20 protein-coding genes and 1 tRNA gene are annotated in these 18,270 nt (G+C 62.3%); 18 read left to right on the plus strand and 3 right to left on the minus strand.

Annotated features, from left to right (window positions below; genetic code table 11):
* Nucleotides 1-8: 8 nt before the first annotated feature.
* Nucleotides 9-884 (minus strand): hypothetical protein, encoded by an 876-nt coding sequence (locus AC1Y2B_RS14900; protein ID WP_482253895.1) that lies wholly within the window; start codon nt 882-884, stop codon nt 9-11.
* A 136-nt stretch (nt 885-1,020) separates the two neighbouring features.
* Between AC1Y2B_RS14900 and AC1Y2B_RS14905 the strand changes: the two genes are divergently transcribed.
* Nucleotides 1,021-3,420, plus strand: coding sequence for a coiled-coil domain-containing protein (locus AC1Y2B_RS14905; RefSeq protein ID WP_482253896.1), 2,400 nt, complete (start codon nt 1,021-1,023; stop codon nt 3,418-3,420).
* 53 nt (nt 3,421-3,473) lie between these two features.
* Here AC1Y2B_RS14905 and AC1Y2B_RS14910 read toward each other — a convergent pair.
* Nucleotides 3,474-3,559 (minus strand) — tRNA-Leu (locus tag AC1Y2B_RS14910).
* A 150-nt stretch (nt 3,560-3,709) separates the two neighbouring features.
* Between AC1Y2B_RS14910 and AC1Y2B_RS14915 the strand changes: the two genes are divergently transcribed.
* Genes AC1Y2B_RS14915 through AC1Y2B_RS14925 form a run of 3 tightly spaced genes read left to right on the plus strand, consistent with a single transcriptional unit; the run spans nt 3,710 to nt 5,329 of the window.
* Entirely contained in the window at nt 3,710-4,414 is a 705-nt protein-coding gene (locus tag AC1Y2B_RS14915; protein ID WP_482253897.1) for a CoA transferase subunit A, read from the plus strand.
* Nucleotides 4,414-5,046, plus strand: a complete 633-nt coding sequence (locus AC1Y2B_RS14920; RefSeq protein WP_482253898.1) for a 3-oxoacid CoA-transferase subunit B — start codon at nt 4,414-4,416, stop codon at nt 5,044-5,046. The genes AC1Y2B_RS14915 and AC1Y2B_RS14920 overlap by 1 nt, the downstream gene beginning before the upstream one ends.
* Nucleotides 5,039-5,329 (plus strand): GNAT family N-acetyltransferase, encoded by a 291-nt coding sequence (locus AC1Y2B_RS14925; protein ID WP_482253899.1) that lies wholly within the window; start codon nt 5,039-5,041, stop codon nt 5,327-5,329. Before AC1Y2B_RS14920 ends, AC1Y2B_RS14925 begins: the two co-directional genes overlap by 8 nt.
* Before the next feature lie 6 nt (nt 5,330-5,335).
* Here the strand turns inward: AC1Y2B_RS14925 and AC1Y2B_RS14930 are convergent, their stop codons facing one another.
* Complete coding sequence (locus AC1Y2B_RS14930; RefSeq protein WP_482253945.1) at nt 5,336-6,229, minus strand: lytic transglycosylase domain-containing protein; 894 nt, start codon at nt 6,227-6,229, stop codon at nt 5,336-5,338.
* A gap of 311 nt (nt 6,230-6,540) precedes the next feature.
* Here AC1Y2B_RS14930 and AC1Y2B_RS14935 point away from each other — a divergent pair, with 311 nt between their 5' ends.
* The 14 genes from AC1Y2B_RS14935 (at nt 6,541) to AC1Y2B_RS15000 (ending at nt 18,263) form a co-directional block, all read left to right on the plus strand.
* A complete protein-coding gene (locus AC1Y2B_RS14935) occupies nt 6,541-6,738 on the plus strand; it encodes a hypothetical protein (RefSeq protein WP_482253900.1) in 198 nt (65 codons plus the stop codon).
* Nucleotides 6,739-6,991: 253 nt separating this feature from the next.
* On the plus strand, nt 6,992-7,189 hold the full coding sequence (locus AC1Y2B_RS14940) for a hypothetical protein (RefSeq protein ID WP_482253901.1): 198 nt from the start codon (nt 6,992-6,994) through the stop codon (nt 7,187-7,189).
* A 281-nt stretch (nt 7,190-7,470) separates the two neighbouring features.
* Complete coding sequence (locus tag AC1Y2B_RS14945) at nt 7,471-7,668, plus strand: hypothetical protein (RefSeq protein ID WP_482253902.1); 198 nt, start codon at nt 7,471-7,473, stop codon at nt 7,666-7,668.
* A 255-nt stretch (nt 7,669-7,923) separates the two neighbouring features.
* Nucleotides 7,924-8,070: a hypothetical protein gene (locus AC1Y2B_RS14950; protein WP_482253903.1), complete on the plus strand. Its 147-nt coding sequence runs from the start codon at nt 7,924-7,926 to the stop codon at nt 8,068-8,070.
* Between the two features lie 48 nt (nt 8,071-8,118).
* The gene (gene cpaB, locus AC1Y2B_RS14955) at nt 8,119-8,964 is read left to right on the plus strand and encodes a Flp pilus assembly protein CpaB (protein WP_482253904.1); all 846 of its coding nucleotides are present in this window, start codon (nt 8,119-8,121) and stop codon (nt 8,962-8,964) included.
* 202 nt (nt 8,965-9,166) lie between these two features.
* On the plus strand, nt 9,167-10,567 hold the full coding sequence (locus AC1Y2B_RS14960) for a type II and III secretion system protein family protein (protein ID WP_482253905.1): 1,401 nt from the start codon (nt 9,167-9,169) through the stop codon (nt 10,565-10,567).
* Nucleotides 10,568-10,571: 4 nt separating this feature from the next.
* Nucleotides 10,572-11,234, plus strand: a complete 663-nt coding sequence (locus AC1Y2B_RS14965) for an OmpA family protein (RefSeq protein WP_482253906.1) — start codon at nt 10,572-10,574, stop codon at nt 11,232-11,234.
* 289 nt (nt 11,235-11,523) lie between these two features.
* Nucleotides 11,524-12,804 (plus strand): CpaE/TadZ family protein, encoded by a 1,281-nt coding sequence (locus AC1Y2B_RS14970; protein ID WP_482253907.1) that lies wholly within the window; start codon nt 11,524-11,526, stop codon nt 12,802-12,804.
* Between the two features lie 44 nt (nt 12,805-12,848).
* Nucleotides 12,849-14,297 (plus strand): ATPase, T2SS/T4P/T4SS family, encoded by a 1,449-nt coding sequence (locus tag AC1Y2B_RS14975; protein WP_482253908.1) that lies wholly within the window; start codon nt 12,849-12,851, stop codon nt 14,295-14,297.
* A gap of 9 nt (nt 14,298-14,306) precedes the next feature.
* Nucleotides 14,307-15,275, plus strand: coding sequence for a type II secretion system F family protein (locus AC1Y2B_RS14980; RefSeq protein WP_482253909.1), 969 nt, complete (start codon nt 14,307-14,309; stop codon nt 15,273-15,275).
* Between the two features lie 4 nt (nt 15,276-15,279).
* Nucleotides 15,280-16,260 carry a type II secretion system F family protein gene (locus AC1Y2B_RS14985; RefSeq protein WP_482253910.1) on the plus strand — a complete coding sequence of 327 codons (981 nt, stop codon included), beginning with the start codon at nt 15,280-15,282 and terminating at the stop codon, nt 16,258-16,260.
* Between the two features lie 73 nt (nt 16,261-16,333).
* Entirely contained in the window at nt 16,334-16,861 is a 528-nt protein-coding gene (locus AC1Y2B_RS14990; RefSeq protein WP_482253946.1) for a tetratricopeptide repeat protein, read from the plus strand.
* Nucleotides 16,862-16,905: 44 nt separating this feature from the next.
* Nucleotides 16,906-17,754 carry a tetratricopeptide repeat protein gene (locus AC1Y2B_RS14995; protein ID WP_482253911.1) on the plus strand — a complete coding sequence of 283 codons (849 nt, stop codon included), beginning with the start codon at nt 16,906-16,908 and terminating at the stop codon, nt 17,752-17,754.
* Nucleotides 17,754-18,263: an A24 family peptidase gene (locus tag AC1Y2B_RS15000; protein ID WP_482253912.1), complete on the plus strand. Its 510-nt coding sequence runs from the start codon at nt 17,754-17,756 to the stop codon at nt 18,261-18,263. The genes AC1Y2B_RS14995 and AC1Y2B_RS15000 overlap by 1 nt, the downstream gene beginning before the upstream one ends.
* Nucleotides 18,264-18,270: the final 7 nt, after the last annotated feature.

The raw sequence follows: 18,270 nt of genomic DNA on the forward strand, positions 1-18,270 counted from the left end.
GCCAAGGATCAGGTCGCTTGCAGCGCGGGGTCAAGGAACCGCACCTGCGGGCGCTGGATCAAGCGGGCCAAGTCCTCGGCGTAACGCGCGTCAAGCCGCGCCGCCTCCTGCGTCGTCCAGGGATCGAACCCGGCCACACCTGGCCCGCGCGGGAAGGTCCGGTTGATCGCCTGCACATCGGCGCGCTGCACGGGCCGGGTCTGGTGCAGCGCATGCATGGCCTGAACGGCGGCCTGCGAAAACCCCGGCCTTTCGCCCTGCGCCTGCAAGGTGATGGCGCCCTGCGGCAAGCCCGTAACCTGCGCCAGCAGCGGGCGTTCGCGGTGGCGCAATATCTCTGCCGTATAAATCAGAATGTCGGACTGCGGAAACGCCGTTGCAAGACGCCCCACCAGATCGTCCCAAGACAGGGACTGTTCCGCGATCCCGTTGAAATCGCGAAAGGATCGGAACGGCGTCGACTTCAACGCCTCGCAATACAGTGATGGCAGAAAGCCCGAGAAGCACCGCAGCCCCAGAACAATCTGCGGCCGCACCAGACCAAGGTAATCGGCAACCTTGCGCGCCCGGTTTGCGCCCGTGGGATAAAGACTGGTCGGACCCAGCGCATTCTGCACAAGTGCAAGAATGTTTTCGTCGAAGATCAGCCGCTGGCGCTGCCCTTCAAGGCGCGGCGGCGGCGCGGCAGGGGCGTCCGGGTGATCGGCATGCAGCAATGGGCGCGTATAAAGACGGCGAAACTCGGACAGTTCCAGATAAGCAATGCCGGCGGCCTGCAATTCGGCCTGTGACAAATCCAGCGATTTTTGCAGGAATGTGGTTCCCGTCTTGTGAACCCCAAGCCACAGGGTATCAATCAGGGGACGACCCGGTGACGCCGTCATAAAACCCTCTTCCTGCGAACCCTTGCCCTGCGGCCAAAGACTTGTACGCTTTGGGCCAAACTGCTTCCATCTGTCCGGTCTGTCAAAAGCCCACGCAATCCCATAGCATAGTGAAGTAGTATCGGAGACGGCCATTATGCAACAAGTCAGACTGCAAGAGGATAAGAATGCCGGCGGTATCCTGCCGCAGGTGTTGTTCTGGGACGGTCAGCAAGCGCTGGCCAATCATCTTGCGGCCAGCCTTGGTGCCCCTGCCCCCTTGCCGTTTGATGCGGCGGCTGTGACGCGCAATGGGACATCCGCTCTCGTGCTGTGGCGCGGCGCCGACCATGATCTTGCGACCTGCCTGACCACCGGCGCTTCGATCCCCGACGCTTTGTCCGCGTGGAAGGGCAAGGCCCAACTCTTGCTGGCCACCTTCCGCAAGAACCGCCGCACCCTGATTTTGGCCGAGGGTGAGGCGCTGCGCCTGGGCGGCACATTGACGCTGTGCGAGCGTCTGGGCATCCCCGAAATCCCGAGCCCCCCCGCGACCGAAGAGCCTTCGGCTTTGGCACAGGCGCTGGTGCAACTGGCCTTGGGTCAAGACGACAGCCTAAGGCAGTTGCGTGAGGAGCTGCTGTCCTCCAGCCTGCCCGGTCCTGACATGCAGATTGATGCTCTGCTGGATCAGGTCGCGGCGCAGACATCGCAAACCAGCCAAACGCTCTCGGCGTTGGAAAGCCAGTTGGCAAAAGCCAGTCTGCGCACTCAAGAGGTCGAGGCGGATCGAACCCGCCTTCAGGATACAGCCCAAGGTTTGGGGCAGGAACTTGAGGCCGTAAAGCGCGCATTGCAGGCCGCCCAAGCCGCAGGCGACGCGCTCACTGCCGAGCGGGACGCGCTGTTGCAAGACAGGGCACTTCTGGAAGACCAGATCCGCCAGATGGACGACGCCACGACGGCAATGGCTGCGGCGGCGCAGGCCGATGCCGCAGCCGCGGCCCTTCAGATCAAGGCGCTGGACGGCGCGCGCGCCCGACAAGATCAGGAGATCAACGCACGGGTTGCCGAAACCAGCGCGCTGCAAGCCTCTCTTGCCCAGCGCGAGGCCGAAGGGCAGATGCTCCTCGACCAGATCGCGCTTGAAAGATCCGCATTGATTGCGGCAGGCCAGCGGATCGCGGACCTGGAAGGCGCGCTGTCGGATCAGGTCAGCCGATTTGCCGATCTCAGCCGCGAACGCGATTCGGAAAGCGTCTTGCTACGGGCCCAGATCGAGATCGAGCAATCCAACATCGCCCTGCAAACCAAAGCCCTGCAGGACGCCGCCGGGCAGATCAGCGCGCTTCAAGCGCAACTTGCGCAGCAGGCGACCAAAGCCAAGGCTGCCCGCGCCGAACGCGAGGCCGAGGTCAAGTCTCTGCGCGCCCGCATCGCAGAGGCACAAGAGGCCCTTGCCACACAGGCCAGCGCAGCCCAGTCCGCAGCAGCCGCCAGCGCCAAGCGGATCGCCGATTTGGAAGCGGCGGTGACCCAGGCCGAAACCACGCTCGCCGCCGCGCAGGCCGATGGCGCGGTGCTTCAGGCGCGTTTGGCGGAATTTGAGACGGATGCCGGGTTGATGCGCGATCAGATCAAGCTTGATCAGACCGACATGTTTTCTCACCTCAACGCCGCGCAAAACGCGTCCCATGCTGCGGCGTTGCGGATCGCGGCGCTGCAGGGTGAGGCAACATCGCAGGCGCTGGTGACGTCTGCCTTGGAAACCCGCGTGGCTGCCGCCGACCAGTTGATCGTGGACATCTCGGCCGCGCTCGAGGCGGAACGCAAGACGGCCGCACAAGCCCTGCGCACTGCCGAGGAAATTCAGGCACAGTTGACCGAGCGCGCGGAAGAAATCGATCTTTTGCGCCACCAGTTGGGCTTGGTTCAAGACGACCTGAGCCGTGATCTTCCTGCGTCGCAGGCGCAGACGCACGCGGCGGCGCTGCGCATCAAGGTCCTGCTTGAAGAAAGCCTGCTCAAGGACAGGGCCAAGTCCCTGGCCGAAGCGACGGCGCGCAGCATTCAAAGCGAGGTGGCAAAGCTTGAAGCGGCCTTGGCCGAGGAACAAACCGCACGGTCACAGGCTGCCGCCACAAACAACCGGCTAACCGAAGACCTCGCCGATCGGGCGCTTGAGGCGGAGTTGCTCTTGGCGCAGGTCAGCCTGTTGCAGGATAACCTGACCCAAGCGGTCACGGCTGCGGCAGACGCGCAGGAAGCGGCCAAGGCCACTGTCCCCGCCGCGCATGCCGAAGAGTGGGACAAAGCCCTCTCCAAGGCCCTCGCCGCCGCCCGTCACGAGGCCGATCTGCGGGCCAAACTGGAACAAGACCTCGACGCCGTGAAGGCGGCGCTGCAGGCCCGGGTCCTGCGTGAGGCCGATCTGGCCTACAACCGCAAGCTTTTCACGCAGATGACCGTCGAGGCCAAAGCATCGCTAGACGAAATTGCCAGACTGTCCGGCCCGTTGCGGGTTGCCAGCTTCGCCCCCGCCCCTCAGCAACCCTGATCAGACGCGGGGCAACGCCGTGCCTATCCCCCGGAAAAAACGAAAGAGTTCACTGGTGCCCGCGGCCGGGCTCGAACCGGCACGACCATTCGGTCTGAAGATTTTAAGTCTTCTGTGTCTACCATTTCACCACGCGGGCGCGCAGTCTGGCCACAATAGCCTGTCTGGGCTGGCAGGGTAAAGCCATGCACCTCATCCAAAGCCTCCGACATCCACCTGCTGCGACGCGGCATTGACTTACCCCACGCCGCGCGGTTTGCTAAGCGGGAGAGTTTGCGGGAGGTTCGCAATGAACAAGGAATATCCCAGCGCGAAAGCCGCGCTGGAAGGGCTGCTTTTTGATGGCATGACCATCGCCAGCGGGGGCTTCGGGCTTTGCGGCATCCCCGAACTGCTGATCGCGGCCATCCGCGAGGCGGGAACCAAGGATCTGACCATCGCCTCGAACAACGCGGGCGTCGATGGCTTTGGGCTTGGCGTCCTGCTGGCGACACGGCAGGTCAAGAAGATGATCTCGTCCTATGTCGGCGAGAATGCCGAATTCATGCGGCAGTACCTGTCGGGCGAACTTGAACTGGAATTCAACCCGCAAGGCACCCTCGCCGAGCGTCTGCGGGCCGGTGGGGCGGGTATCCCCGGCTTCTACACCAAGACCGGCGTCGGCACCGTCATCGCCGAAGGCAAGGAACACAAGGATTTCAACGGCGAGACCTATATTCTTGAACGCGGCATCGTGTCCGATCTGTCGATCGTCAAGGCCTGGAAGGCTGACCCCTCGGGCAACCTCGTTTTCCGCAAAACCGCCCGCAACTTCAACCCGCCCGCCGCCACCGCCGGCAAGATCTGCGTGGCAGAGGTCGAAGAGATCGTGCCGTTGGGCTCACTCGACCCCGACAGCATCCACCTGCCCGGCATCTACGTCCACCGCCTGATCCAAGGCGAGCATGAAAAGCGCATCGAGAACCGGACAACGCGCAAAAGGGAGGCCGTGTGATGGCTGGCTGGGACAGAAACCAAATCGCCGCCCGTGCGGCGCAGGAACTGCGCGACGGGACTTATGTGAACCTTGGCATCGGGATTCCGACGCTGGTGTCGAATTACATTCCCAAGGGCGTCAACGTCACCCTGCAATCGGAAAACGGCATGCTGGGCATGGGCCCCTTCCCGATCGAGGGCGAGGAAGACCCGGACTTGATCAACGCCGGCAAGCAGACCATCACCGAACTGCCGCAGACCGCCTATTTCGACTCTGCCCAGTCCTTCGCGATGATCCGCGGCGGCAAGATCGCCATGGCGATCCTTGGCGCGATGGAAGTCAGCGAGAAGGGCGATCTGGCCAACTGGATGATCCCCGGCAAGCTGGTGAAGGGCATGGGCGGGGCGATGGACCTTGTGGCGGGCGTGGGCCGCGTCGTGGTCGTGATGGATCACACCTCCAAGCACGGCGAATCGAAGGTCTTGAAGGAATGCACCCTGCCTTTGACCGGCAAGGCCGTGGTGGACCGCATCATCACCAACTTGGGCGTGCTGGATGTCGGCCACAAGGGGCTGCACATTGTCGAACTGGCCGATGGGGTCACGGAAGAAGAACTCCGCGCCGCGACCGAGGCGACAATCGTTGGCTGACCATGTCATCACCCGCGAGGTTAGCGGTCACAAGGGCCGCTACGTCATCCGTGCGAACGGGGACGAGGCGGAACTGACCTATTCGATCACCACGCCCGAACTGGTAATCGCCGACCACACCTTCGTGCCCGACAGTTTTCGCGGCACGGGGGCGGGGCTGGCCTTGGTCACCCGGCTGGTGGCCGATTCGCGGGCAGAGGGTTTCAAGATCATGCCGCTTTGCCCCTTCGTCAACGCGCAGCGCTTGCGACATCCTGACTGGGCGGATGCCTTCGCGGTTTGACCACCATCAGGGCTGAAGGGCTGTCTGGGTCGGGGCGCTGGCCGACACCACGTTGAACACGCAAGGATCGCTGACCAGCTCCGGCGGCGTCATGCACAGCCCTTGGGCGACCTGCCAGGCCGCCAGCACCTTGGGCACATAGTCCCGTGTCTCGGCAAAGGGCGGCACGCCGCCATTGGCGGTCACCGCCCCCTCCCCCGCGTTATAAGCGGCCAGCACCATCACCGGATCACGGTTGAAATTGCCCATCAGCCAATCGAGATAGGCCACCCCGCCCTTGATGTTCTGCGCGCCATCCAGCGCGTCGGTCACGCCAAACCGTTTGGCGGTGTCGGGAATAAGCTGCATCAACCCCTGCGCCCCGGCCCCGCTGGCCGCCTTGGCGTCACCGCCGCTTTCCACCGACATCACGGCAAGCACCAAGGCCGGAGAGACATTGGTGCCCACGGTGTCTTTCAGGATCTCGGTCCCCCAGGTCTGCGCCAGTCCCTGCATCGCTTGAAGGCGCGGCGCAGTGACACTTGTGCCATCCGGCCCCTCGGACAAAGCCGCCAAGGCCAGTGGAAAGCGCCCATCTGCGGCGGCAAGGGTGACTGGCACCTTGTCCCAGAACCAGTCGTAATGCGCCCCTGCGGGCGCCACGGGCACCAGCGGCGCGACCGCCGCCGAATCATCATGGTGATCCGGATGCGGATCCACCTTGGGTGCTGCGGCCAGCAAGGCCGCCTGTTCGGCCGGATCAATCTGAACGGTGATCCGCTTGCCGACCTGAATGTCCGAGACCTTCACCATCTTGAAGGTGAAACTGCGCGCCTGCGGCAAACCCTCGGCCGCCGCGCCGTGGGTCAGCACACAAAGCGCCAGCAGCGCGCAAAGACCTGCGCCCCTATTTCGGTTCATTGCCATCGACGGGTGCCTGCCCGATTGTTCTTCTTGGCCAAACACTGGCAGAATCGCCCGCTTTGGCAAAGCCTTTCGCCATCTGACCTGTCGTTGCCTTCGCCAAAGCGACGGAAAGGACACGAAAAGCCAAGGGGTTCGCCACATTTCTGCCACAAAATGAATGCGGTAATTCCGCAATCCGGCCCAACCGCCGCCCCGTTGGCGCGTTTAATTACAGTCATACCGAGGGAAAGAGAGCGTAAGGCGATCCGCCAAAGCAACAGACCCGATCCGGTAGGCAAAAACCAACCAGCGATAGGAATGCAATTATGAAACTCCTGAACCTGTTCAAAGCATTTACGACCGACGAATCTGGCGCTGTGACTGTTGACTGGGTTGTGCTGACCGCCGCCATCGTGGGCCTCGGCATGATCGTGATCACCTCGGTCGGCACCGGCGTGACCGGCCTGGCAGACCGCATCTCCTCCGACGTCAGCGCGACCGGCTCGCCCTACACCAACCAGTGATCGCTGGCTGAGTCTTCGGACCAGACACACAACAGGCCACACCCCGGGGTGTGGCCTGTTTTCTTGTGTCCGGGCCAGACATCTGCACCCGCCCTGAAAATGTCACAAAAACACCCCCAAGTTTCCGGACATCGCCCAACCAACGCCCCGAAGACCCGGCAAAACGATCTCATCCGAACGGGGCACGGGAACAGAGGCCCAAGCCAGTAGGACCGAACGGTAGAACCTGAACCTGACACAAAGGACACCCACCATGAAATTCCTGAACCTGTTCAAAGCTTTCAAGACCGACGAATCTGGCGCCGTGACGGTGGACTGGGTCGTGCTGACCGCCGCCATCGTGGGCCTCGGCATGATCGTGATCACCTCGGTCGGCACCGGCGTGACTGGCCTGGCAGACCGTATCTCCTCGGACGTCAGCGCGACCGGCTCGCCCTACACCAACCAGTGATCGCTGGCTGACGCCATCTGATCTAACCTCTCAGGCCGCATCCCAGGATGCGGCCTGTTGCATTTGCAGCTGCCGCCATCCGGCGATCCGGGTCGCAAATCCCACGGGCCCGCCCTGCCCCCAAAACGCCACTAAATCGTACCAAATTTTCACGATCACCGCCCCATCAGCGCCGTGATGACCCGGCAAAACAAGCTCAACCGATCGGGGCAAGGGAACAGAGGCCCAAGCCAAACAGACCGAACGGGAGACCCTGAACCCGACACAAAGGATATACCACCATGAAACTTCTGAACCTTTTCAAAGCCTTCAAGACCGACGAATCTGGCGCCGTGACCGTGGACTGGGTCGTTCTGACCGCCGCCATCGTGGGCCTCGGCATGATCGTCATCACCTCGGTCGGCACCGGCGTGACCGGCCTGGCAGACCGCATCTCCTCGGACGTCAGCGCGACCGGCTCGCCCTACACCAACCAGTAATCGCTGCGGCGATACTCTGCGCAACACCTGGAAAGCCGCGTTCTTCCGGAACGCGGCTTCCTTCATCCGGGGCGCAAAGCGGCAGTGTCATACTTAATACTGCCCCGTTGATGCCCCATTTTCGCCTACAGCTTCGGGCAGTCTGAGCCCGGTCTTTGTTAGCTTGGCAAGGCTCAGACAGACGGCGCCAGGTGATGGGAAGGGCGGGCTTCGAATATGTTTTGGAAACGCTTTACAGACGACGAAACAGGGGCCGTGACCGTCGATTGGGTCGTCCTGTCGGCAGCTGTCATCGGGATGGGCATGATTGTCCTGGTTCCGATCGCCTTCAGCGCGGACAGCACCGTGTCGCGCCTGTCCGACTATATCGCGGCCATCCCGCTGGGGATCGGCAACAACTGAGGGTCGCACCGGACAGCGCCGGTGTGACATGGGTAATGGGGTAATGTCATGAGAACAGTTTTCAGTCTGGTTCTGGTCGTGGGTCTCGCGCTGGCAGGATTCGCCGTCTACATGACCCAGAAGTATTTCAGTCAGTCGCAAGCCGAACTGAACTATGAACGTGACCTGCGGGCCAAGACCGGGCCGCTGGTGCAGATCTACGTTGTGAACAAGGTCAAGAAATACGGCGAGGTCCTGACCAAGGACGATGTCCAGCTGATCTATTGGCAGCAAAGCGCCCTGCCCGAACATGCCTTCCAGAAGGAAGAGGTCCTGTTCCCGCCGACCGAAAAGAACCCGCGTTATGTCAGCCGCCAGATCGAGAAATTTGAACCGATCCTGACCGAAAACGTCACCGAACCCGGCAAACCCGCCGGCCTGACCAGCAACCTAGAGCCGGGTCAGACCGCCTTTGCCGTCAAGGTTGACGTGGCCTCGGGCGTGGCGGGCTTCGTGCAGGTCGGGGACCGGGTCGATGTCTACTGGACGGGCTCGGTGTCCGGTTCCAGCGACGAGATGACCCGCCTGATCGAAAGCGGCGTCAATGTCGTGGGGGTGGATCAGCAATCGGATAACTCCACCGCAACCACCGGCGTGGCGCGCACCGTCACCCTAGCCGCCGCCCGTGAGGACGTCGCCCGTCTGACCCAGGCGCAAGCGACAGGTCGGCTGACGCTGGCCCTTGTGGGCTCCACCGACACGTCGGTCGCCGGCAAGATCGAGGTGAACAGCAACCAGCTTCTGGGCATCACACCACAGCAGGTCGCCGTGGCGCCTTCGACGCCGAAAGTCTGCACGATCAAGACCCGCAAAGGGGCTGATGTGGTCGATACGCCAATTCCCTGCACGAATTAAGCGCTGAAAAACCAAACGCGGCCCCCATATATCGTGGGGCCGCGTTCTGATTCCGCAAGAGACTGAGGGCTGTTGCAGGTTATCCACATAAGGAACGCCTTCCAACCTTTTGATTCTTGCTTAAAAATGCCATCTGGGGCATTTTACCAATAGAAAACGGGCAGCAAAGACCCGGATTTGGGCATTTTGAGAGGGCAGGTCGATGAAACTGCGAGGCCTTTTGATGGCAGGACTGCTGGGGCTGGCCATGACCAGCACCTCGCTGTGCCCTGCACCAGCGCTGGCACAAAATCTTTCCATCATGAAGGGCTCCGTCAACGAGCCTCTGGAAGTCCCGATGAACCGGGCTGTCGTCGTCGAAAGCGACACATCCTTTGCCGAGCTTTCGGTGGCGAACCCCGGCATCGCAGATATATCGACCCTGTCCGACAAGACGATCTATGTGCTGGGCAAGACGCCGGGCCGTACGACGATGACGCTGTTGACGCAGGACGGCAAGCTGATCTCGAACGTCGAGGTTCATGTCACCCCCGACATCGAAGAATTCAAGGAACGCCTGCAGCAGATCCTGCCGGGCGAGCATATCGAAGTGCGCACCGCCAATGACGGCATCGTGCTGTCGGGCACCGTGTCCTCCACGGCCAAGCTGGACCGTGCGCTGGATCTGGCCTCGCGCTATTCGCCCGACAAGGTCTCGAACCTTCTGATGGTCTCGGGCACGCAGCAGGTCATGCTGAAGGTCCGCTTTGCCGAAATGCAGCGTTCGGTGTCAAAAAGCCTCTCGGCCTCGCTGGGCGTGCGCGGCGGCACCAATGTCGGCGTCGAAGGCGCCACGGGCACGGTTCTGGACAATATCAACAACGGCCCCGGCAGCTTCAAACCGGCCAGCGGCACCCAAGGCGCGCTGGGTCTGGGCTTCACCGCAGGTTCGCTGGAATTCGGCGTGCTGCTGGAGGCGCTGGAATCCAAGGGCGTCGTGCGAACCCTCGCCGAACCCAACCTGACCGCGCTTTCGGGGCAAGAGGCCAAGTTCCTCGCCGGCGGCGAATATCCGATCCCGATGACCGGCACCAATGGTCAGGTCTCTATCCAGTACAAGCCTTTCGGGGTCGAGCTGAACTTCACGCCCACCGTGGTCGATGGTGACACCATCAACCTGCAGATCAACGCGGCCGTCTCCTCGATCGACACCACAACGTCGGTCACCACCAACGGCATCTCGGTCAACGCCTTCAAACGCCGCGAAACTTCGACCACCGTGGAAATGCGCGACGGCGAAAGCTTTGCCATCGCCGGCCTGCTGCAAGACGACTTCCGTGACCTGAACGGTCAGGTGCCGTGGCTGGGCGACGTTCCGATCCTGGGCGCGCTGTTCCGCAGCGCCGATTATCAGCGCAACCAGTCCGAACTGGTCATCATCGTGACGCCGCATCTTGTGACGCCGATCAAGGGCGATACCTTCGCCCTGCCCACCGACCGCATCCGCATCCCGACGGAAAAAGAGCTGTTCCTGTTCGGCAAGACCGCCGGCAAGCAGACCGGCGCTGCGGGCGAAGTGGCCCGGCAGGATTTCAGCGGCTCCTACGGCTATTCGATGGAGTGACGGCATGAACATCCTTGCAAAACCCCTGATCGTCGCCGCTCTCGCCCTGTCCACGCTCTCCGCCTGCGATCCGACCGCCTTCAACCGCGAGGCCGGGGCCGAGGTGGACGAAGGTGGCTTCGGCAATGCCACCATGACCAACACCATCGCGATGATGAGCGAGGGGGAAGCCACCCAGATGCTCAGCGACCGCTTTGCCGCCGAGGTCAGCAACACCGTCAACTTTGAGTTCAACAAGTCTGATCTGACCCCCGAAGCCATGGCGACGCTGGCCCGGCAAGCCGCCTGGATCAAGCGCTTCCCCGAGGTGCGTTTCAGCGTCTACGGCCACACCGATCTGGTCGGAACCGAGGCCTACAACAAGGGCCTTGGCCTGCGCCGTGCCGAAGCGGCCGTGGCCTATCTCGTCGGTCAGGGCATCTCGCGCGCCCGTCTGCAGGCGCTGGTGTCTTATGGCGAAACCCGCCCGCTTGTGAACACCACCGCCCCCGAGGTGCGCAACCGCCGCGCCGTCACCGGCGTGTCGGGCTTTGCCAAGGGGTATTCCGGGCTGTTGAACGGCAAATATGCCGCCATCATCATGCGCGATTACGTGGCCAGCGGGACGGCCCCAATCACGCCCCCCACCGAGGTCAAGACCACCGTCGGCAGCGGCTCCGGCGGCTGAACCGCCCTGCGGTCTTTCTCAGGGCCCGTTTGCGCGGGCCCTTTTTCGTTAATGAATTGGCAAGACCTGCCGCCATTGTTTCGCACTTTTCCGCAAACAAGGCGCTGCATGGAAAATACCAAAGATTGACGCCATTTCAGCCCCAATCTCGCCACCATCTGCCAGCACAGTCCAGCCATGGGACCGGTGTGCCGACCGCATAAGAGTCGGCCACGGGTTCAACGGTGGTGTGTGTCGCCGCAAGCGGACCGTCCGCTGACTGTGAGGCGTTATTTTGAAGGACTGGGCAATGACGAGCATCGCGAACCTGCAACCGGAGCCGGCCCCCATCCTCGCGTGTACCATTTCACGCGACGTGCAGAATTTTGAACTGCTGATCGACGATATGGAACTGGAGCTGGGCGAAAGCTGGGGCGATTTGTCGTTTGACGACGCTCAGGTCTTTCTCGACCAACCCGACGCACGCGGATTGGAGTTTGTGGCCATCGCGGTCAACGCCGAAGATGAGGCCGATCTGGGCCGCATCACCGACGTCATCAAGCAGGCTAAATCCCACAATATCAAGGTTTTGCTGGTTGCCAACCAGATCGGCCCGATGGCCTTGCACCAATTGCTGCGGCTGGGGGCGGATGATTTCCTGCCCTATCCGCTGCCCGAAGGGGCCTTGCACGAAACCATCGAGCGCATCCGCAAACCGGTGCCCGCCCCGGCTTTGGTGGCAGAGGTGGGCGGGACGGACCCCGGCGCGCCGGAAAACCAGATGCCGCATCCCGGCTTCAAGGCCAAGGGCGACCGCGATGCCGTGGTCCTGCCCGTGCACGGCATGTGCGGCGGCAGCGGGGCCTCGACCTTCGCCACCAACCTTGCCTGGGAACTGGCCAACATCGGCAAGGACGCCCCGCGCGTCTGCCTGATCGACCTCGACTTCCAGTTCGGCTCTGCCGCAACCTACCTGGACCTGCCGCGCAAGGAATCGGTCTTCGAACTTCTGTCGGACGCCCATGCCGTGGACAGCGATGCCCTGTTGCAGGCCATGCTGACCTTCAACGACAAGCTGCACGTCCTGACCGCCCCCGCCGACATGCTGCCGCTGGACATCATCGGCCCCGAAGACATCGGCCGCATCATCGACATGGCCCGGGCGAACTTCGATTTCGTCGTGATCGACATGCCCAAGACCGTGGTGGCCTGGACTGAATCCGTGCTGCAACGCGCCCATGTCTACTTCGCGCTGATGGAACTGGACCTGCGCTCGGCCCAAAACGTGCTGCGCTTCATCCGGGCGCTGAAGGCTGAATCGCTGCCGCATGAAAAGCTGCGCTATGTCTTGAACCGCGCCCCGAAATTCGCCGACCTTGGCGCAAAATCCCGCGTCAAGCGCATGGCGGAAAGCCTTGATATCGCCATCGAAGTGCAATTGCCCGATGGCGGCGCGCAAGTCACCCAAGCCAATGATCACGGCCTGCCGCTGTCGGAAAGTGCGGCAAAGAACCCGCTGCGCAAGGAAATCCAGAAACTCGCCAAATCCCTGTTCGAACTGAACCGGGCTGTTGAAACCGCACGCAAGTGACACGCTGCCTGAAATTCTTCCTGTAACTCCCGTGGGGGGCATAGATGTTTTCGCGATTCAAGAAACCTGACGCACCGCAAAAACCCACCGCCACCGCGGTGGGCTCTGGCGCACCGACCACCCGCGTTGGCCTGGCCCCGGCCGCCAAGGTCAGTCTGGCCACCCGCCCCGTGGTTCCGGTCGCCAATCCGGCAGAGGTGGCCGCCTCTGACAAGGAACGCAAGCGCAAGGAAAAGATCAGCGAACTGAAGGTCGAACTGCACAAGCGCCTCTTGGACAGCCTGAACCTGTCCGCTCTGGAAACCGCGAGCGAAAACAACCTCAAGACCGAAATCGCCGACATCACCTCGGAAGCGCTGAACGAAATGTCGGTGGCCATCAACGCCACCGACCGCGCCACGCTGAACCAGGAACTTTATGACGAGGTCATGGGCCTTGGCCCCTTGGAGCCGCTGCTGAAGGACGAATCCGTCAACGACATCCTGGTCAACGGCCCGCGCCGCATCTTTGTGGAGCGCAAGGGCAAGCTTGAACTGACCGACATCACCTTCAAGGACGAACGCCACCTGCTGCGGATCATCGACAAGATCGTGTCCGCCGTGGGTCGCCGTGTCGATGAAAGCAACCCCTATTGCGACGCGCGCCTTGCCGATGGCAGCCGCTTCAACTGCATGGTTCCGCCGGTTGCCGTGGATGGAAGCCTTGTCTCGATCCGGAAGTTCAAGAAGGAAAAGCTGAAGATCGACGACCTGATCCGCTTTGGGGCCTTCACCGAGGAAATGGCCGCCTACCTGCAAGCCGCCGTGTCCTGCCGGTTGAACATCATCGTGTCGGGCGGGACGGGGTCGGGCAAGACCACCACGCTGAACGCGCTGTCGTCCTTCATCGACAACGATGAACGCGTGCTGACCATCGAAGACACCGCCGAACTTCAGCTGCAACAGGTCCACGTCGGCCGCATGGAAAGCCGCCCGCCGAACGTCGAAGGCAAGGGCGCCGTCACCCAGCGCGACTGTCTGCGCAACGCCCTGCGGATGCGGCCTGACCGCATCATCGTCGGCGAAACCCGGGGCGAGGAAGTCATCGACATGCTGCAGGCGATGAACACCGGCCACGACGGCTCCATGACCACCATCCACGCCAACTCCGCCCGCGATGGCATCAGCCGTCTGGAAAACATGGTGGCCATGGCCGGCATCGAAATGCCGCTGAAGGCCGTCCGCTCTCAGATCGCCGCCGCCGTGAACCTGATCGTGCAGGCCTCGCGCCTGCAGGACGGCTCGCGCCGCATGGTCTCGATCACCGAGATCACCGGCATGGAAGGCGAGGTCATCTCGATGCAAGAGATCTTCCGTTACGAACGCCTTGGCGTCGAACCCAACGGCAAGATCATCGGCCGCTTCAACGCCACCGGCGTGCGCAGCCATTATTCCGAGCGTTTCCGGCAGTGGGGCTTCGACCTGCCGCCGTCGCTTTATGAACCCATCGTGTAAGGTCAGATCATGCAGATCTCTGCTGCCCCCCTCATCTACCTGTTGATCTTCGTCGCGGTGGTCTTTCTGGTCGAGGGCCTGTACCTCACGGTTTTTGGCAAATCGATCAGCCTGAACAGCCGCCTGACGCGCCGTCTGGCGCTGCTGGAAAAGACGCATGACCGTGAAAAGGTGCTGGAACAACTCCGCAAGGAAATGTCCCAGCACGTCAACGCGCGCGGCATCCCGCTGTATTCGATCCTGGCCAACAAGGCCCAGCGCGCCAACATCGCCTTCACACCCCGGGCGCTGATCGGCATCATGGGGGTCTTGGCCATCTTCGCCTATATCGGCCTGACCTTCGGCACCTCGGCCGGGCCGGGCGTGCGGGCCATCGTCGCCGTGGTCATGGGCGTGGGCGGCGTCTATGTCTGGATCAACAACAAGGCCAAGAAGCGCATGGCCCTGCTGGAAGAACAACTGCCCGACGCGGTCGAACTGATGGTGCGCTCCTTGCGCGTCGGCCACCCTTTCTCGTCAGCCATAGCCAACGTCTCCAAGGAAATCTCCGATCCCCTCGGCACGGAATTCGGCGTCATCGCCGACGAAGCGTCTTACGGCCGTGACGTTGCCGAAAGCCTGAAATCCTTCGCCGAACGGATGGACAGCCAGGACTTGCGCTTCCTTGCCGTGGCCGTGACCATCCAGCAGCAATCGGGCGGCAATCTGGCCGAGATCCTCGACGGTCTGGCCAAGGTGATCCGCGCGCGCTTCAAGCTGTTCCGCCGCGTCAAGGCCATCACTGCCGAGGCGAAATGGTCGGGCATGTTCCTGTCCGCCTTCCCGATCGGCGCGCTGATCGTGATCAACGTGATCGAACCGCATTACTACGACGACGTGCAAAAGACCGCCGCCTTCATCCCCGCCTGTCTAGTCGTGGGGGCCTTTCTGGTCGTCAACGTCGTCTTCATGAAAATCATGGTCAACATCAAGGTCTAAGCACATGGACGTCCTTTCCAACCTCAACGCGCTTCTGGTGGACAAGTTCGGCCCCCTCGGTCCACTTTACGCGGTGGGCTTGCTGGGCATGGTCCTGATCATGGCCGTGCTGCCCTCGATGCTGCGCAAACGACCCGAGCCGTTTGACAAGCTGAAGGCGATGCGTGCGCATGCCCCGTCCAAGGCGCAGGGCCCGACCCTGCGCAAGGGTGACAAGGTCGACAAGCTGGAAAAGTTCGCCAACTTCCTGGAACCGCAGGACGTTGAAACCATGACCGCCTCGCGCCTGAAGATGATGCGGGCCGGCTATACCAACAAGAACGCCGTGCGGATGTTCCACTTCGCGCAGTTCGCCTTGGGCATAGGCCTTTTGCTTCTGGGCCTTCTGTACACGTTCATCATGGCCCAGAAGGGCGAGGTTTCAACCCAGTTCAAGCTGCTCGCCACCCTGATCCCCGGCTGCGCGGGGTATTACCTGCCGCAATACTGGGTGCAGCGCCGCCTGCAAACCCGCCAGCAGCAGATCATCCAAGGCTTCCCTGACGCGCTGGACCTGATGCTGGTCTGCGTCGAGGCGGGCCAGTCGCTCGACCAATCGATCAACCGCATGGCCAAGGAAACCCGCGCCGGCTACCCCGCCCTCGCCGACGAACTCGACATGGTCTCCAACGAGGTCAAGGCCGGCAAAGAGCGCGTGCAGGTTCTCAAAGATCTGTCCGAGCGCATCAACATCTCGGACATCTCCTCCTTCGTCACCACGCTGGTGCAATCGGCCACCTACGGCACCTCGATCGCCGAGGCGCTTCGTGTCTATTCCGCCGAAATGCGGGATAAACGCGTGATGCGGGCCGAAGAGAAGGCGAACACCTTGCCCACGAAGCTGACCCTTGGCACAATGATGTTCACCGTTCCGCCATTGATGATCATTCTGATCGGGCCTTCGGTGATGGGCATTTCAAAAGTCCTGACCATGGGGCGCGGCTAAATCCGCAGCGGCAGGGTCGGACCGGCAAATAGGTGTGGCTCTGCGGCGTGCGGTTTTCCTTTTGGTGGTGGCGATGCTGGCCGGATGCTCTTTGGGCGGAGAGCTGTCCTCCACCGGATCAACCCCACCGGCGGTGGACGGCACCAAGGCCGGCGTTGACGGGCTGGAGGTCGGACACCGCCTGATGGCCGCCGGTGAATATGAACTGGCGCTGAAGGCCTATTACCGCGCGGCCTCGGTGCAGGGCATGAATGCCGATGTCCTGTCCGCCGTGGGCTCGGCCGATCTCAAGCTTGGGCGGCTCAATCAGGCCGAACAGATCCTGCGCCGCGCCATCGAGGAAGACCCGACCTTCGTGCCCGCCATCAACAACCTTGGCGTCGTCCTGATGGAACGCGGCGCCTATGGCGAGGCGCGCGGCGTCTTCCAGACCGCCTTCGAACTCGACAGTGGCAATTCGGATGAAATCCGCGAGAATTTGCGCACGGCTATCGCCCGAACCGCCAGTTCTGTGTATGGTGACCCCGTTGCCAAGGACGCGCCCAAGTTCAACCTCGTGCGCCGCGGTCAGGGGGACTATGTTCTTCTATCGCAGCTGTAACGCGGAATCCCGCGCCCTTGGATCGAGCAGCAAAAGGACGCAAAATGCGCCAACCGGGTATTATCGTGCTGTGCCTTCTGGGCGCAGAATTTTTGACAGCGTGCCAGCAAGGCATTTCGCGCAGCCAGGCCGCCCGCGCCGTGGCCGAAGCGCAGGCCGTGGACCAGAACAACCTCAGTGACATCATGCTGACGGTCGGCGATCCGGCCGAGGCGGTGACCTATTTCAAGAACGCCCTCGCCGTGGCCCCCGACCGGGTCGATCTCAAACGCGACCTGGCCAAATCCGAGGCGCGGGCCGGGCTTTACACCGAAGCCGCCGCCGTGATGACCGGCGTCATCGCCTCGCCAGACGCCACCGATGACGACCGTCTGGCGCTGGCCGATATCCTGATCCGCTCCAACGACTGGGCGCAGGCGGAAACCGTGCTGAATGCGATCCCGCCCACCGTCGAAAGCTTCGAACGCTACCGGCTTGAGGCGATGGTGGCCGACAGCAAGAAAGACTGGAAAAAGGCCGACAGCTTCTATTCCATCGCCGTCGGCATGACGACCAAGCCGCAGGGCGTGTTGAACAACTGGGGCTATTCCAAGATGACGCGCGGCGACGGTCCGGTGGCGGAAAAGCTGTTCCTTCAGGCCCTGACCTATGATCCCACCATGTTCACCGCCAAGAACAACCTCGTCATGGCCCGCGCCATGCAGCACAAATATGACCTGCCCGTGGTCGACATGACGCAAGAGGAACGCGCCAAGCTGATCTACACCTCGGCGCTGGCCGCCATCAAGCAAGGCGACACCGTCACCGGCAAGCGCCTGTTGCAAGAAGCGATCGACACCTCGCCCGTCTATTTCGAGGAAGCCGCCCGCAGCCTTGCGGCACTGGGGGGCTGATGCTGCCCGTCGCCGCCGCTTTGGCCTTCCTGCCCTTCACCCTGCTGATCGGCCTCTGGGTCGCATGGAGCGACATGCGCTTCATGAAGATCCCCAACTATGCCGTGCTGGCGCTGATCGTGGTCTATCTGGTGGTCGGGGTCTTTGCCCTACCGCTGAAACCCTGGGCCTGGGGCATCGCCCTGGGCTGCGTGACCCTGCTCGTCCTCTTCATCGCCAATGCCGCCGGCGTCATGGGGGCCGGTGACAGCAAGTTCGGCGCCGCGATGGCACCTTTCTTCATCCTGGCCGATTACCGGATGGTCATGGGCCTGCTGGCAGGCTGCCTGCTGGGCGCCTTTGCCACCCACCGCATTTTGCGCGCTGTCCCCGCCATGCGCCGCGCCACGCCCGATTGGCAAAGCTGGACCCATCACAAATTCCCCATGGGCCTCGCTTTGGCTGGAATGTTGAATTTCTACCTCATTGCCGCGCCAATTTCGTCACTATTGCAGATCACAAGTCCCTAAGTCCCGG

It is taken from the genome of Stagnihabitans sp., from assembly GCF_964946895.1.